Here is a 13,956-nt window from a genome sequence, read left to right on the forward strand (position 1 = left end):
CCATGCCGCGCGCCACCGGGAACGAGTGCCTCCGGTGGTGAATGCCGTCCCGGAAGTCCCGGGAACTAAATCCCGGGGACTATTGATGTTCTTTGCGGTATTACTTCTGATATGTCACGAAGCTTTGACGACCTGGTGGCCGAGGCCGAGGCCGCCCCCATGGCCGGCTGGGACTTCTCCTGGCTGGACGGCCGGGCCACCGAGGAGCGACCCTCCTGGGGCTATCAGCGCACCATGAGCGAGCGCCTGGCCTTCGCGGACGCTGCCCTCGACATCCAGACGGGCGGCGGGGAGGTCCTCGCCGGGGCGCGGAAGCTGCCCCGCACGATGGTGGCCACGGAGTCCTGGCCGCCCAACGTCGCCAAGGCGACGAGGCTGCTGCACCCCCTCGGGGCGGTCGTGGTCGCCGATGCCGACGAGCCTCCCCTGCCCTTCGCCGACGAGGCGTTCGACCTCGTGACCAGCCGTCACCCGGCGACCGTGTGGTGGGAGGAGATCGCCCGGGTGCTGCGGCCGGGCGGCACGTACCTCGCGCAGCACGTGGGCCCGGCCAGCGCCTTCGAGCTGGTCGAGTACTTCCTGGGCCCCCAGCCGGAGGAGGTGCGGCGCAGGCGCCACCCCGACGACGAGCGGCGGGAGGCGGAGGCCGCGGGGCTCGGCGTCGTCGATCTGCGCGCCGAGACCCTGCGGATGGAGTTCCGCGACGTCGGCGCGGTGATCTACTTCCTGCGGAAGGTGATCTGGATGGTCCCCGGCTTCACCGTCGGCCAGTACCGCGACCGGCTGCGCGAACTGCACGAACGCATCACGGCCGAAGGTCCTTTCGTCGCCCACTCGGCGCGCTTCCTCATCGAGGCCCGCAAGCCCGTCTGACCCGCCGGCTCCGAAGGGGTGCGCTCGCACGGTGGCGTGGAATCGGTCCTTGAGCTAAGAAACGAGCGCCCCATGAAGCGAGCCCGGATCGCGAAAGCGAAGGAGCGAGGCCCATGCGCATGCGTTCGAGACTCTGGATCCTTCCCGTACTCACCGCCCTGGTGGCGGTCGCGGTGGCTCTGCCCGCACTGTCACAGCCGTCGGCCCGGCCGGAGGGCGCCGCGGCGGCCGCGGGCCCCGGCCGCGGGGCCGCTCCCCGGCCGGAGGCGACCGACGTGGTGCTGGCCGTGCACGGCGGCGCCGGTACGGCGTTACGGCGGGAGGACACCGACGCCCGCACGGAGAAGGCTTACCGCGACGGGCTGGCCGACGCCCTGCGCGCCGGCCGGAAGGTTCTGCGGGACGGCGGCGGCAGCGTGGCCGCGGTCGAGGCGGCCGTACGGTCGCTGGAGGACAACGCCCTGTTCAATGCGGGCAAGGGGGCGGTGTTCACCGAGGACGCGGGGCACGAGCTGGACGCGTCGGTCATGCGCGGCTCGGACCTGGCGGCCGGTGCCGTGGCCGGCGTCCGCCACGTGCGCAACCCCGTCTCCGCCGCCCGCCTCGTGATGGAGCGCACGCCGCACGTGCTGCTGGCGGGCGAGGGCGCCGACGACTTCGCCGTGCGCAACGGCCTGCCGGCGGTGACCCAGGACTACTACTGGACGCAGGCGCGCTGGGACAGCCTCATGAAGGCCAAGGAGCGGAGCAGGGGCGGCACTTCGCCGTCCGCGAGCGGGAAGTCCGTCGATGGCAGGGCCGTTGATGGCAGGGCCGTCGACGGCAAGACCGTCGATGACAGGGCCGTCGGCAGTGAGGCCGTCGGCGAGTCCGCCATGGGTACGGTCGGCGCCGTGGCCGTCGACCGCAAGCACGACCTCGCCGCCGCGACCTCCACGGGCGGAATGACCAACAAGATGGCCGGCCGCGTGGGCGACTCCCCCCTCGTGGGGGCGGGGACGTACGCGAAGAATGCAACGGTGGCGGCCAGTGCGACCGGGCACGGCGAGGTGTTCATCCGCGGGGCCGCCACGTCGACCCTCTCGCACCTGATCGAGTTCGGCGGCAGGGACGTGGCCACTGCCGCCCATGAAGTCGTGCACGAGCGGCTCACCCGGCTGGGCGGCACGGGCGGCATGATCGCACTCGGCCCCGACGGGGTGCTCGCCGCCCCGCACAGCAGCGAGGGCATGCTCTACGGCTATCTGACGGCCGGCGGCGAGATCGTCACGAAGGTGTTCCCCGACGAGTCGCGCACCGGCCGGTGACGGCTCAGCGCGCGTACAGGTACATGGGCAGGTACTCGGGAGCGAGCACGGCCCTGGCCGCCGGGCGGACGGCGGCTCCGGGAACCGCCTGCAGCCTCCAGCGGGCGGCGATCGTCGCCAGCGCCATCGTCGCCTCGGTCAGGGCGAAGGACTCCCCGATGCAGCGATGGGCGCCGAGCCCGAACGGCACGTAGGCACGGAGTGATGCGTTCCGGTCGGCTGCAGGGCCATCGGCCGGAACGTCCTCCTCCGCCCAGCGGCCGGGCCGGAACCGGCCGGGTTCGGGGTAGAGGTCGCCGCGGCGGTGAATGATGTACGGGCTGAACACCACCATGTTGCCCGCCGGCAGGCACCGGCCCGCCAGCTCCGTCTCCACGGTGGTCACCCGCGGGATCAGCCACGCCGGCGGGTACAGGCGCAGGGCCTCGGTGACGACCCGTCCGGTCAGCGGCAGCCCGGGCAGGTCCTCCTGGGTGGCGGTCCGTCCCCGCAGGACTCCGTGGGCCTCGGCGTAGAGCTCTTCGGCGACGTCGCGGTGGTGCGACAGGAGGTGGCAGGACCAGGCGAGCGCGGAGGCGGTGGTCTCGGAGCCGGCGAGGACGAGCGCGGTGCACTGGTCGTGGACGGCGTCGCCGGCGACCGGTGCCCCGTCGGGCAGGCGGGTGGAGAGCAGGTGGGAGAGGACGTCCTTGGGAACGTCCCCGCTGCCGCCGGTCCCGGGGCGCGCGCGGCGGGTGCCGACGAGGCGGGCGGTGTACGCCTGCCAGTGGGCCAGGGCGCGGCCGTAGCGGCGGTTGCCGGGGGTGGGCAGCGCGGCGGCCCACGGCAGGAGCGTCTGCCGGTAGATGCCCTTGAGGAAGGCGTCCAGGGCCTCGTGCAGCTCCCGGCCCTCGGCGGGCGGCAGGTCGGCGTCGAAGAGCGCCCGCACCGCGGTCCTGGTGGCCAGCGCGAACAGCTCGCCGCCGAGGTCGACTTGCTGTCCGTGGCGCCACCCGTCCATGGCCTCGCCGATCGTCCGCCGCATGACCGTCGCGTACCGGGCCAGGTGGTCCGGGCCGAAGGCGGGCTGCATCAGCCGGCGCTGCGTCCGGTGCTCGGCCTGGGGGCAGGTCGCCAGGCCGTTGCCCATCGCGCGGCGGGAGCGCTGGTACGTGGGCCCCTCCCGGTCGTAAGTCCGGTCGTCGGTGAGGACCCGGCGCACGAGATCGGGGTGGCAGAGCATGAACACCGGCCGGCGGCCGATGCGGACCTCGACGAGGTCGCCGTACCGGGGCAGTGCGCCGAGGAAGCCGAGTGGCGACCTGTAGAGGGCGGGCAGGTGCCCTGCCAGGGGCCGGGCCCCCGGCGCGCGACCCGCCCGCAAGCCGGGGTCCGCGGGCGTCCGGTCGTGGCGGCGGGTCCCCATGGACGTGCCTCCAGGATCTGCGCCCGGAATCCTCTTCCGGGCACGGCGTCGTCGCGGCAGCAGGGCACGGCCACCGTAGCGAAGCCGCCCCTGCGGAAGGAACCGCCGCACCGCCCGCACCGCCGGATCGGGTGAGCCCCTCGGCGGGGAGCGGGGAGCGGGGCTGCAGTCATCGGGCGCGGCCGCGGTCAGCGGGCGGGGGACGGCGCGGTGGTGGCCGCCGCAGTGATGTCGGAGACCAGTTCCACCATGTCCGGTCCGTACGCGTCCGAGTTCACGACCTTCAGCAGGAGGCAGAACGTGCCGTCGAGCCCGTAACGGTGGGCGAGCTGTCTGTGGTGCCCGGCCAGGTACCGTATGGCCGCCTGGTTGGTGACGCTGCGCTGGCCGGAGGCGAGGAAGACCGGCCGGCTGCCGCCGGGCCCGGTCACCCGGGCGAGCAGGACGTACTCGGCCGTCCCCTTGTCCACCCGGTACGTCTCGCCGCCGACGGTGAGCGCGCCCGCGTCCGGCCCGCCGTGGCCGTTGGCCACCGCGACGCCGGGCAGCAGCGAACGCAGGTGGGCCTCGGTGCGCCGGTTCGACACGGGACCGCCGACGCAGAACTCGGTGCGCACGCCGATCCCCTGGCGGGCGGCGTCGTGCACCACGATGTCCGCGTGCGCCCCGCACTCCTTGATCAGCGCGGATATCTCCAGCAGCGCGAAGGCGTCGTGCCGCGCGACGCCCCAGCCGTTCGCGCTCGGGTCCTGGTTGACCACGAGCAGGCACTCCGAGCCCGCCGGCAGGCCGAAGAAGATCTGCTTGCGCCGGAGTTGGCGCCGCCACAGCAGGGTCCGGACGAACCAGCCCGCGGTGGCGCTGATCCCGCTGGCGACCAGTCCCAGCACGATGTTGCGCACGTCGTCGTTCATGAGCGGGCAGCCTACGGGCCCGGGCCGGGTCGGTCGACGGCCCTACGGCCGCAGCCCGAGGCGCACGGGAGACCGCGCGGGTAGCGTCCGGGCATGAAGATCGAATCGGAGACGGCCGGGCAGGACCCGGAGGCGGCACGGGATCCGCGGACCCCCGGCATCCGCAGCGGAGCGCAGCGCAAGCGGGACGTCCTGGAGCGGCTGAGGCGGGAGCTGGACATCTGGGTCGCCTCGGCCGGCGCCGACGGGGTGCCGTGCCTGGTGCCGTTGTGGTTCCTGTGGGACGGGGAGGCGATCTGGATGTCGACCCGGCCGGCCAACCCGACGGGCCGCAACCTGCGGGACGGCGGCCGGGCCCGGCTCGCCCTCGGGCACACGCGTGACGTCGTCCTCATCGACGGCGACGTGGAGACGTACGGCGCGCAGGAGGTGCCGGCCGCGGCGGCCGACGCATTCGCCCGGCACTCGGGCTGGGACCCCCGCAAGGAGGGTGGTGCGTACGCCTACTTCAAGGTGATGCCGCGCGCCGTACAGGCGTGGCACGAGGAACCCGAGCTCCGTGGGCGTCACTTGATGCGCGACGGCGAGTGGCTCGTCTGAGCGACGGGCGGTGGCGGCTTCGCCCGGGCGGCAGGCGGCGGCAGGCGCCTCTGCCGGCCGGCGGGCGTCCCTCCGGTGGCGGCCGGTACAGGAGGGCGCTGCCGGACGGGCCGGCGGAGCTTCCGCCGGCCGCCCGGCGCGCCCGTCCCCACGGATGTGCCTCTGCTACGCCGCGGTGCGGCCTTCTCCGGGAGCCGCGTGCCCGGCCGCAGCCGCGTGGTCGCCGCGCGTGCGGTCCGGGCCGGGAGCGAACCGCGTGCTCCCCAGGACCTCGGCGCGGGCCGGGCCGGAGCCGTGGGCGCTCAGCCGGGCCCTGGCGTCGACGGCGTACACGTCGACGTACTCCTGCTCCGACAGCTTCAGGATCGCGTACATGATCTCGTCGGTGACCGCGCGCAGCACGTGCCGCTGGTCCGCCATGCCCGCGTAGCGGGAGAAGTCCAGGGGTTCGCCGAAGCGGACCGTGACGGGCACCAGGCGCGGCAGCCGCCGGCCCGCGGGCTGGGCCTCGAACGTGCCGATCATCGCGCACGGCACGACGGGCGCGCCGGAGCGGATCGCCATCTCGGCGACGCCGACCTTGCCCTTGTAGAGCCGTCCGTCGTGCGAGCGCGTGCCCTCGGGGAAGATGCCGAGGAGTTCGCCGCGGCCGAGCACCTTCACGCCCTCCTCGACGGCGGCCTGTCCCGCGCCGCGGCCGGAGCGGTCGACGGGTATCGCGCCGAGGCCGCGGAAGAAGGCTGCGGCGAGCCTGCCCTTGAGGCCGCGGCCGGTGAAGTACTCCGACTTGGCGAGGAAGGTGATCCGGCGCCGGAGGGTCACGCCCATCAGGAACTGGTCGGTGAACGACTGGTGGTTGCCCGCGACGATCGCCGCGCCGTGCTGCGGGACCCGGCCCAGCCCCTCCACCCTCGGCCGGAAGAGCCACCGCAGCAGCGGCACCAGCACCACGGCCTTGAACGCGCAATAGAACATGCAAACGCCCTTCTCCCAGAGACCCCCGCGCCCGGGCACGCTACTCGCGGGTATGGATCAGGGGGAGAAGGCCGATTGAGCCAGATCGTGGCCGGTTGATTACGGACGGCGTCCGTGCAGGACGCCCCACTGCAGGTGTCCGCGGCGTGCGGCGTCCACCCATACGGGCAGGTTCTCCTGCAGGTGGCCGAGGTAGGCGGCGCCGATGCGCCCGCCGAGCTCCGCCGCGCGCGCCGCCGTCTCCTCGGTCAGCCGAACATAATGGTTGACCAGTTGGCCACTGTGGTCGTCGAATCCGACGCCGGACAGGCCGAGGCGGGCGAGCCGGTCGCGGTAGAAGGACACGGTGGCCAGGGCGTCCACGCCGAGGCGGGAGACGGCCGGGCGCAGCACCTCCGCGGAGGTGTCCTCGGCGGCCATGAGGTCGGTGAAGGCCAGCGCGCCCCCGGGCTTGAGCACGCGGGCCGCCTCGCTCAGCACCTTCGGCCGGTCACTGCTGTGGCAGAAGGCCTCCAGGGAGCACACGGCGTCGAAGTGGCCGTCGGGGAACGGTATGTCGTGGAAGGACCCGGTGAGGACCTCGACGAGACCGGCGAGGCCGCGCTCGGCGTTGACGGCGCGGTGCCGCTCGTTCTGGGCGGCGCTGAGGTTGAGGGCGACGACGCGGCAGCCGAAGCGCTCGGCGAGCCGGCGGGCGGTCCCCCCGTATCCGGAGCCGAGGTCGATGACGGCGGCGCCGGGGCCGAGGCTGCCGGCGAGCCGGTCCGCGACCCGCTCGACGGTGCGGCGGGAGGCCTCCGCTATCGCCTCGCCGGGGCGGGTGTAGATGCCGGTGTGGATGTCCTCGCCGCCCCAGACCGCGTCGTAGAAGGCGTCCACGTCGCCGGAGTCGTAGTAGCTGCGCGTCGCTTCCTCATTGGCTTCCTTGCTCACAGGTGCTCCTCTCGCCCGCAGGACAGGTCGGGATCAGCCTGACCTCCGCACGGTGGCGAACACAGGGACGATCCGGCCATGATCGGGCCGTGTCAGGGCACGGCCACGCCCGTCCGCAGCTTCTCCAGGACGCGCTCGCGCAGGAGCTCGTACTCCTCGCGGAGACGCTTGATCTCGGGCGGGCGCGGTATGACCAGGCCGCCGGTGACGACCTCTTCAGGGGAGAACTGCTCGCGGGTGAGGTCGATCTCCACGCCCTCGCCGAGCCGGTTCCACCAGTGGAAGTCGGTCTGCAGGCCGCCGACGCGGACCTCGCCCCGGATGAGCTCGCCGCCCAGCAGGTCGTTGAGGACCATGGCGGTCACCCCGCACTGGTCGCGCGCCGGATTGTCCGGGGTCCAGCGCGACCGGTACTCAGGGGTGCACGTGTCGGCGCCCCAGCTGCTGCGGACGGCGCGCTCGATGTCGGTGAGAAGCCACGGTTTCATGCTGCGCATCCTGGCAGTGACCACTGACAGTGCCGGAGGAAGAGGAGGAAGAGAGCGTGCGAGCCGACGCAGGCGGGGTCGGCCGGCGCACACGACGTACAGTCCTCCGTGGCCCGCAGCGGCCGGAACCAGCCGACGGGAAAAGGGATCAATGACGAGCACGTGGAACAAGGCGCTCGACGTCGCCGGCGTCCATGACCGGCGACTGCGCGCCGACTACACCCGGCAGCGCGACCTCGTCGCGCGCTTCCGGCGCCACGCCTACGTGGCCGTCCGGCTGCTGCTGCCCGGTGCGACCGTCCCGCACGTCATCGCCATGACCGCGTTCATGCACCACACGGACAACGTGCTCGACAGCGGCAGCACCCTGGCCGAGCGCACCTCCGCCTACGTCACGTGGGAGAGGGACGTACGCGAGGCCCTGGCCGGCGGGCGCGCGGACCATCCGGTGATCCGGCCGGTGCTCCACACGGTCGCCGCCCGCCCCGGGCTCGCCGAAGCGGTCGAGGCCTTCCTGAAGACCGCGGTGGCCGATCTCGACTTCACCGGGTTCGCCACGGAAGGCGCCTACCAGGACTACGTCGACGCCTACTCGCTGCCGGCGTTCATGCTCGTCGCCGGCGTGCTCGACCCGGGCACCGACCCCGGCGCGTACCGTGCGGCCTGCCGTTCGTACATCGACGGCAGCCAGCGCCTGGACTTCGTCAACGACCTCGCCGAGGACCTGGAGGGCGGGCGCCTGGCCCTCCCCCGGGAGACCCTGGAGCAGCACGGCGTCTCCCGCGGCGACCTGGAGTCGGCGCGCGAGACCCCGGCCGTACGGGCGCTCCTGGCCGGTCAGTTGCGCCGCGCGCGCCACGACCTGCTGGCCGCCCGGCGCCTGGCCGGCCTCACCTCACCGGTCGACCGTTCGTTCGTGCGAGCGATGGTGGAGCTGGAAGTGCTCACCGCGGACGCCGCGGCGGCGAAGGGCTTCGGCCTGCTGCGGGGGCCTGCGCGCCCTCCGGCCGGCGCCGCCCTGCGGATGTTCCTCCGGGAGTGCGCCCGCGCGCGGACCGCCCGGCGGCGCGCCCTCTGAGTGCGTTCCGAGCACCGCCGGGGGCGACTTGGGGCCTTCTTGACCGGGATTCACCCGTAGCAGCGATCACCCGTTGGTGTTCGGGCTGCGGTCGCCGCGCACGGCCACCTAGGGTGCTTGCACGTGACCGGCTGACGGACGAATCGAGGACACGTGGACGAGGAAGAGGACCGGAGGCTGCGGGCGATCGCACCGGAGATCTCGCACACCACCATCGGGCTGATGCGCACCATCGTCGGCCTCGAACCGGCGGAACGGGTCCCCGAAGAGGCGCTCAAGGTGGCGGACCGGGTGCTCGCCAAACACGGGACGGACGGGCTGCGGGTGCTCGTCATGAGCCTGTCGGGGTGGATGGCGGTCGGCATCGAGAACGTCGCGCACCTGAAGGGCCAGACGAACGAGGCCATCATCGACGACATCGAACTGACCTGTCTGGAGGCCAACCCCGACGGCTGAGGCGGACCGGCCGAGTGGTCAACATCTCGTACGCCGCGGGGAAGTCGCCCCCTACTGTGGAGTACGTCGGCGTGACGCCCCCGGGAGGACACCATGACCAGCTCGGTCGAGCACCGCTTCGTCGAGGTCAACGGAGTAACGCTGCACATCGCCGAGCAGGGGCGCGGGCCCCTGGTCGTCCTGCTGCACGGCTTCCCGGAGTGCTGGTACTCCTGGCGGCACCAGTTCGGGCCGCTGGCCGCAGCCGGGTACCGGGTCGTCGCGGTCGATCAGCGCGGGTATGGGCGCAGCGAACAGCCGGACGACATCGGCGCGTACAGCGTGCTGCACCTCGCCGGTGACGTGATCGCCCTGATCCACGCACTCGGCGAGGAGAGCGCGGTGGTCGTCGGGCACGACTGGGGCGCGCCGGTCGCCTGGACCACGGCGCTGCTGCGGCCCGACGTCGTCCGCGGCGTGGCCGGCCTGAGCGTGCCGCCGCAGCCGCACGGCCCGGCGGCGCCGCTGCCGGCGCTGCGCTCGTTGCTCGGCGACGGTTTCTACCAGCTCTACTTCCAGGAACCCGGCGTCGCCGACGCGGAGTTGGCGCGGGATCCGGCGACGTCGTTCCGCCGGATCCTGTTCAGCGGCTCGGGCGACAGCCCGCAGACCGACCCGCCGCGCCCGTGGGTCATCCCGTCCGGCAGCACGCTCCTGGACACGATGGCGGAGCCGGAGGAGCTGCCGGGCTGGTTCACCGAGGAGGACGTGGACGTCTTCGTGCGCGAGTTCTCCGCACACGGCGACCGGGCCTTCACCGGCGGCCTGAACTGGTACCGCAACATCGACCGGAACTGGGAGCTCCTCGCGCCCTTCCACGGCCTCCGCATCGAGGTGCCCGCGCTGTACGTGGGGGGCGACCGCGATCTCGTCCGGGCCTTCCCCGGCGTGGACCGGCTGCTGGCGTCCCTGGAGGAGACGGTGCCGGGGCTGCGCCGCAGCGTGACCCTGCCGGGCTGCGGTCACTGGACGCAGCAGGAGCGCCCGGAGGAAGTCAACGCCGAGCTCCTCGAGTTCCTGTCGTCCCTGAACGCGTAGCCGGGAGGCCCCTGCCATGAGTGACACGATGCTCGCCGGAAGGCTCGACCTGCGCTCCGGCGCCTTCGCCGTCGAGGAGATACCCGTCCCCCGGCCGGGGCCGGGGCAGGTGCGCGTCAAGGTCGAGGCCGCCGGTATCTGCCTGTCCGACGTGCACCTCATCGACGGCAGCCTCAAGCCCGTCCACACCCGGGCCGACAAGATCACGCTCGGCCACGAGACCGCCGGCGTCGTCGACGCCCTGGGCCCCGGCGTGCCGGCGGAGTGGACCGTGGGCCGCCGCGTCCTGCTGCAGGCGGGCGAGCGCTGCGGCACCTGCCGCCCCTGCGAGCGCTTCACCACACCGTGCCTGCGCCTGCTGACCCGCGGCGTGGACTACGACGGCGGCTGGGCCGAGTACGCCCTCGCCGGTCACCACACGCTGGTCGCCCTCCCCGACGACCTGCCGTTCGAGCAGGCCGCGATCATCCCGGACGCCGTCTCCACGCCGTGGTCCGCGATCACCCTGACGGGCCGGGCCCGCCCCGCACGCCCGGCAGGCGTGTGGGGCACGGGCGGTCTCGGCGCGCACGCCGTGCAGTTGCTGCGCCTCGTCGGGGCAGCGCCGGTCATCGCCGTCGACCCCCTGGCAGCCGCCCGGCAGCGGGCGCTCGACTTCGGCGCCGACCTCGCCCTCGACCCCGCCGACCCCGGCCTGCGGGCGCGCATCCTGGCGGCGACCGACGGCCACGGGCTGGACCTCGCGCTCGACACGGCCGGGGTCCCGGCCGTGCGCGAGCAGGCCGTGGGCTGTCTGGCAGCGGACGGCCGCCTGGTCCTCGTCGGCCTCGGCCCCGGGCCGCTGACGATCGGCAACAGCATCGCCTTCAGCGTCCGGCACCAGCAGATCCTCGGGCACTACGGCTCGGAGCCCGGGCACGTCGACGAACTGGTCACCCTCGCCCGCCTGGGCCGCCTCGACCTCGGCCGCTCCATCAGCGGGACCCTGCCGCTGGCGGAGGCCGCCGCCGGGGTCGAGCGGCTCCGCAAGAAGGAAGGCGACCCGATCCGGCTGGTCCTCACCCCGTGATGCCGCCCCTCACTTGGTGACGGCGGCCTTCCCCGAGCGCCCGGCCCGCCGCAGGAACACCGCGGCGGCAACCGCCACGGCGCCAGCCGCGCAGACGCCGGCGACGAGGCCCGTACGGGAGGAGGCCGCGGGAGCCTCCTCGGCCTCCGGGGGCGCCGCTTCCCGCCGGGCGGCCGCCGGACCGGCCGGCGCGGACCGCTCCGGCGCGGCGGCGCTCCCGGCCGGAGCAGGACCGTGCCCGGCCTCCGCGGTCCCGGCCGCGACCGTGACCCTCCCCTCCCCGTGGCCGAGGTCCGGGAAGCCGCAGTGGACGACGACCTTCCATGTGCCCTGCGGCAGGCTCTCGCGGGTGGTGTAGGCCCCCTTCCCGCCCTCGGCGGCCACGAGCTGCCACGGGCCCGCGGTGCGCCCCTCCGGGCCGGTGGCCGTCAGGGTGCCGGCGACGGGCTCGTCGACGGGATCTCCGTCGTTCTCCCAGGTCGCCACCGTCCGTACGTGGCCGCCCTGCTGCTCGCCTCCGACAGCGAAGTGGATGGTGTCGCCGTGCGCGGCGGCCGTTCCGGGCGTGCCCAGGGCGAGCAGGGCGGCGCACCCGAGCGCCGGGGCCAGGGTGGTGGGGCGCAGCTTCATCGTGGCGGTTCCTCAGGGGGTGTCGGGAGGGGCAGGGCGGAAGGGGCCGGCGACCGCCGGTGGGGGGAGGGGGAGCAGCGGTCGCCGGCCCGGTCAGGAGGGAGGCCGTCAGATGGAGGCCGTCAGGAAGAAGCCGTCAGGAAGAAGCAGCCTTCGACAGGGTCCAGTTCTGGTATCCCTGGTCGTTCTTCTGCTGGAGTTCGAGCAGGCGGCCGCCGTAGTACGAGCGCTTGCTGATGCCCAGTACCAGGGACGAGCCCTCGGGCTGCAGGACGTACGACCCGCCACCGGCGGCGTTCAGCCGCCACTTCTGCGCGGCGGTGTCCCGGCAGGGCTGCTGGGCCACGTACTGGCCGGCCACGGCCCGGTCTCCGCCGCCCAGTTGGAGGCACTTACCGCTCTGGACCGACTTCACGCGCAGCGCGCCGCCGCCGGCGTTCTCGAAGGACCACTGCTGGTTGGCGTAGCCGTGGCGCTGGTAGGCGATGGCGACGGTGCCGTCCGCCGTGGAGCCGCCCCACAGGTCGAGGGCCTCACCGGTGAGGCCGTTGACCATCACGTACGCGGTGCCCGGCCGGGTCGGCGAGCCGCCGTCGGCGGAGAGGGTGCGGAAGGACGCGGCGCGGCCCGGTGCGGAGGCCTTGCCGTCGGCGCCGCGCGCGGCCACGGCGACCTTGTAGGAGGTGCCGGGAGCCAGGCCCGTGAGGCGGACGACGGTGTCCTGCACGCCGGCCGTCTTCTTCCCGTTGACCAGCAGGTCGTAGCCGGTGGCCGAGGGAACCTTCGGCCAGCTGACGACGGCCGAGTTCGGGGTGACCTGGCTGACCTGGGCGTCGGGCCCGGCCGCCGGCGGCCGCGTCGGGTCGGGGGTGCGGGTCGGCGTGGGGCCGGGGCCGGGGTTCGTGGTGCCGCCGCCCGCCATCAGGAAGCGGTTATCGGCGATGTTCCAGTGGGTGGCCAGGTAGCTGCCGGGCTTGGGCGAGGTGTGGAAGTAGTCGTCGTGGCCGCAGTCCAGCCGCTGGTCCCCCGTGCGCTCGGGACACAGGACCTGCATCCTGGGGTAGTGCGGGGCGTCCGAGTAGCACATGATGTCCCACTCGTCGACGCAGTGCGCGGCCTTGCTGGTGTGCGGGGCGCTGTTGTTGACGGCGCCCAGGTTGTGGCCCAGTTCGTGGGCGGGGGTGCTGCCGCCCCAGCAGCCGGAGTCCGTACGGCCGTAGGAGGGGCCGAAGTTGCTGAGGTTGTCCGGGCCGGGGCGCTCGTCACCGTTGAAGGTGCCGATGCCGCAGTAGACCTGGGCGTCCGCGAAGATCATGTACTTGCGGTCGCGGCGGTTGAATCCCTTGGCGGCCAGGGCGTTGTTCATCGCCCCGAACTCCTGCAGGGCGCCCGCGGAGACCTCGACGTTCAGGACGGAGGCGGTGCAGTCGGCCTCGGTGACGTAGCGGACGTGCCGCTCGCCGCCGGTCTCCTTGGCACTGGCGTTGTAGATCACGTCGGTCTCGGCGGCCCACTGCTTGAAGGAGGCGGCGTACTGGCCGAACCGGTCGCGCCCGGACGCGTGGACGTACAGAACCTGGACGCGGTTGCCGCTGGAACCGTCGCCCTCACAGACGACCTTGGAGCCGGAGCCGGCCTGCGGGTTCGCTGGCGCGCCGGGGCCCGGGGCCGCGGCGGCCGCGGCCACGCCGCCGCGGCGGGCGTCGATCACGGACGGCGCTCCGCCCAGGGCCTCCGAGGCCGAGGGGGCCTGGCCGCCGTCACCGGTCAGGGAGGAGGGAGCGGCCGTCTTCCCCGCCACGGGCGGGGTGTCCTTGGTGATGTCGACGCCCTTGGGCGGGGCGTCGGGGCCGTGGGTGCACAGACCGGCCCGCGAGACGCTGTAGACGCCGACGCAGCGGTCGCCCTTGGGTGCGGGCTTGAGGCCGTCGTAGACGAGACCGCGTTGCTTGTCGGCCCGGGGTGTGGAGGTCAGGGGGGCGGGCGGCTTCTTGTGCACCGGCTGCGCGGCGGGGGCGCTCGCCGCCTCCGGCTGCGGGCCCGGGGTGGAGGTGGCGGATCCGGTGCCCATGACGCCGAAGGCGATTCCGGCGGCCGCGGCGGCTGCGGCCGCCGTGAGTATCACGCGGCGACCGGTTCTGCTGCGGCGGT

Annotated in this window: 14 protein-coding genes; 7 read left to right on the forward strand and 7 right to left on the reverse strand. The window is 73.7% G+C overall.

The features are described 5' to 3' along the window. The first annotated feature begins 111 nt into the window (after positions 1-111). Complete coding sequence (locus tag FGW37_RS03780) at positions 112-873, forward strand: class I SAM-dependent methyltransferase (RefSeq protein WP_179079748.1); 762 nt, start codon at positions 112-114, stop codon at positions 871-873. Between the two features lie 113 nt (positions 874-986). Beyond that, a complete protein-coding gene (locus FGW37_RS03785) occupies positions 987-2,180 on the forward strand; it encodes an isoaspartyl peptidase/L-asparaginase family protein (RefSeq protein ID WP_179079749.1) in 1,194 nt (397 codons plus the stop codon). 4 nt (positions 2,181-2,184) lie between these two features. Here the strand turns inward: FGW37_RS03785 and FGW37_RS03790 are convergent, their stop codons facing one another. Then, complete coding sequence (locus tag FGW37_RS03790; RefSeq protein ID WP_179079750.1) at positions 2,185-3,585, reverse strand: cytochrome P450; 1,401 nt, start codon at positions 3,583-3,585, stop codon at positions 2,185-2,187. A 188-nt stretch (positions 3,586-3,773) separates the two neighbouring features. After that, on the reverse strand, positions 3,774-4,499 hold the full coding sequence (locus FGW37_RS03795) for a hypothetical protein (RefSeq protein ID WP_179079751.1): 726 nt from the start codon (positions 4,497-4,499) through the stop codon (positions 3,774-3,776). A 93-nt stretch (positions 4,500-4,592) separates the two neighbouring features. Between FGW37_RS03795 and FGW37_RS03800 the strand changes: the two genes are divergently transcribed. Beyond that, positions 4,593-5,099 (forward strand): pyridoxamine 5'-phosphate oxidase family protein, encoded by a 507-nt coding sequence (locus FGW37_RS03800; protein WP_179079752.1) that lies wholly within the window; start codon positions 4,593-4,595, stop codon positions 5,097-5,099. A 165-nt stretch (positions 5,100-5,264) separates the two neighbouring features. Here the strand turns inward: FGW37_RS03800 and FGW37_RS03805 are convergent, their stop codons facing one another. The 3 genes from FGW37_RS03805 to FGW37_RS03815 all read right to left on the reverse strand — a co-directional run bounded on the left by FGW37_RS03805 (position 5,265) and on the right by FGW37_RS03815 (position 7,495). Further along, entirely contained in the window at positions 5,265-6,074 is an 810-nt protein-coding gene (locus FGW37_RS03805) for a lysophospholipid acyltransferase family protein (RefSeq protein ID WP_179079753.1), read from the reverse strand. A 99-nt stretch (positions 6,075-6,173) separates the two neighbouring features. Beyond that, a complete protein-coding gene (locus FGW37_RS03810) occupies positions 6,174-7,007 on the reverse strand; it encodes an SAM-dependent methyltransferase (protein WP_246430254.1) in 834 nt (277 codons plus the stop codon). A gap of 92 nt (positions 7,008-7,099) precedes the next feature. Then, on the reverse strand, positions 7,100-7,495 hold the full coding sequence (locus FGW37_RS03815; RefSeq protein ID WP_179079754.1) for a YunG family protein: 396 nt from the start codon (positions 7,493-7,495) through the stop codon (positions 7,100-7,102). Positions 7,496-7,646: 151 nt separating this feature from the next. Between FGW37_RS03815 and FGW37_RS03820 the strand changes: the two genes are divergently transcribed. From FGW37_RS03820 to FGW37_RS03835, 4 genes are all read left to right on the forward strand, one after another. Beyond that, positions 7,647-8,573: a phytoene/squalene synthase family protein gene (locus tag FGW37_RS03820; RefSeq protein WP_179079755.1), complete on the forward strand. Its 927-nt coding sequence runs from the start codon at positions 7,647-7,649 to the stop codon at positions 8,571-8,573. A 153-nt stretch (positions 8,574-8,726) separates the two neighbouring features. Continuing rightward, positions 8,727-9,029, forward strand: a complete 303-nt coding sequence (locus tag FGW37_RS03825) for a hypothetical protein (protein WP_058041490.1) — start codon at positions 8,727-8,729, stop codon at positions 9,027-9,029. Between the two features lie 93 nt (positions 9,030-9,122). Next, positions 9,123-10,106 (forward strand): alpha/beta fold hydrolase, encoded by a 984-nt coding sequence (locus tag FGW37_RS03830; RefSeq protein WP_179079756.1) that lies wholly within the window; start codon positions 9,123-9,125, stop codon positions 10,104-10,106. A gap of 16 nt (positions 10,107-10,122) precedes the next feature. Then, positions 10,123-11,175 (forward strand): zinc-binding dehydrogenase, encoded by a 1,053-nt coding sequence (locus FGW37_RS03835; RefSeq protein ID WP_179079757.1) that lies wholly within the window; start codon positions 10,123-10,125, stop codon positions 11,173-11,175. Positions 11,176-11,184: 9 nt separating this feature from the next. On the opposite strand, the gene FGW37_RS03840 is transcribed toward FGW37_RS03835, so the two are convergent. Then, entirely contained in the window at positions 11,185-11,805 is a 621-nt protein-coding gene (locus FGW37_RS03840; protein WP_179079758.1) for a hypothetical protein, read from the reverse strand. A gap of 136 nt (positions 11,806-11,941) precedes the next feature. After that, complete coding sequence (locus tag FGW37_RS33815) at positions 11,942-13,930, reverse strand: RICIN domain-containing protein (RefSeq protein WP_281394671.1); 1,989 nt, start codon at positions 13,928-13,930, stop codon at positions 11,942-11,944. Positions 13,931-13,956 lie beyond the last annotated feature (26 nt).

This window comes from Streptomyces rectiverticillatus (genome assembly GCF_013394065.1).
Taxonomy (GTDB): Bacteria; Actinomycetota; Actinomycetes; order Streptomycetales; family Streptomycetaceae; genus Streptomyces; species Streptomyces rectiverticillatus.

Coding starts and splice junctions, on each gene's coding strand:
- FGW37_RS03780 (WP_179079748.1), top strand. CDS start 112: ATGTCACGAAGCTTTGACGACCTGGTGGCCGAGGCCGAGGCCGCCCCC.
- FGW37_RS03785 (WP_179079749.1), top strand. CDS start 987: ATGCGCATGCGTTCGAGACTCTGGATCCTTCCCGTACTCACCGCCCTG.
- FGW37_RS03790 (WP_179079750.1), bottom strand. CDS start 3,585: ATGGGGACCCGCCGCCACGACCGGACGCCCGCGGACCCCGGCTTGCGG.
- FGW37_RS03795 (WP_179079751.1), bottom strand. CDS start 4,499: ATGAACGACGACGTGCGCAACATCGTGCTGGGACTGGTCGCCAGCGGG.
- FGW37_RS03800 (WP_179079752.1), top strand. CDS start 4,593: ATGAAGATCGAATCGGAGACGGCCGGGCAGGACCCGGAGGCGGCACGG.
- FGW37_RS03805 (WP_179079753.1), bottom strand. CDS start 6,074: ATGTTCTATTGCGCGTTCAAGGCCGTGGTGCTGGTGCCGCTGCTGCGG.
- FGW37_RS03815 (WP_179079754.1), bottom strand. CDS start 7,495: ATGAAACCGTGGCTTCTCACCGACATCGAGCGCGCCGTCCGCAGCAGC.
- FGW37_RS03820 (WP_179079755.1), top strand. CDS start 7,647: ATGACGAGCACGTGGAACAAGGCGCTCGACGTCGCCGGCGTCCATGAC.
- FGW37_RS03830 (WP_179079756.1), top strand. CDS start 9,123: ATGACCAGCTCGGTCGAGCACCGCTTCGTCGAGGTCAACGGAGTAACG.
- FGW37_RS03835 (WP_179079757.1), top strand. CDS start 10,123: ATGAGTGACACGATGCTCGCCGGAAGGCTCGACCTGCGCTCCGGCGCC.
- FGW37_RS03840 (WP_179079758.1), bottom strand. CDS start 11,805: ATGAAGCTGCGCCCCACCACCCTGGCCCCGGCGCTCGGGTGCGCCGCC.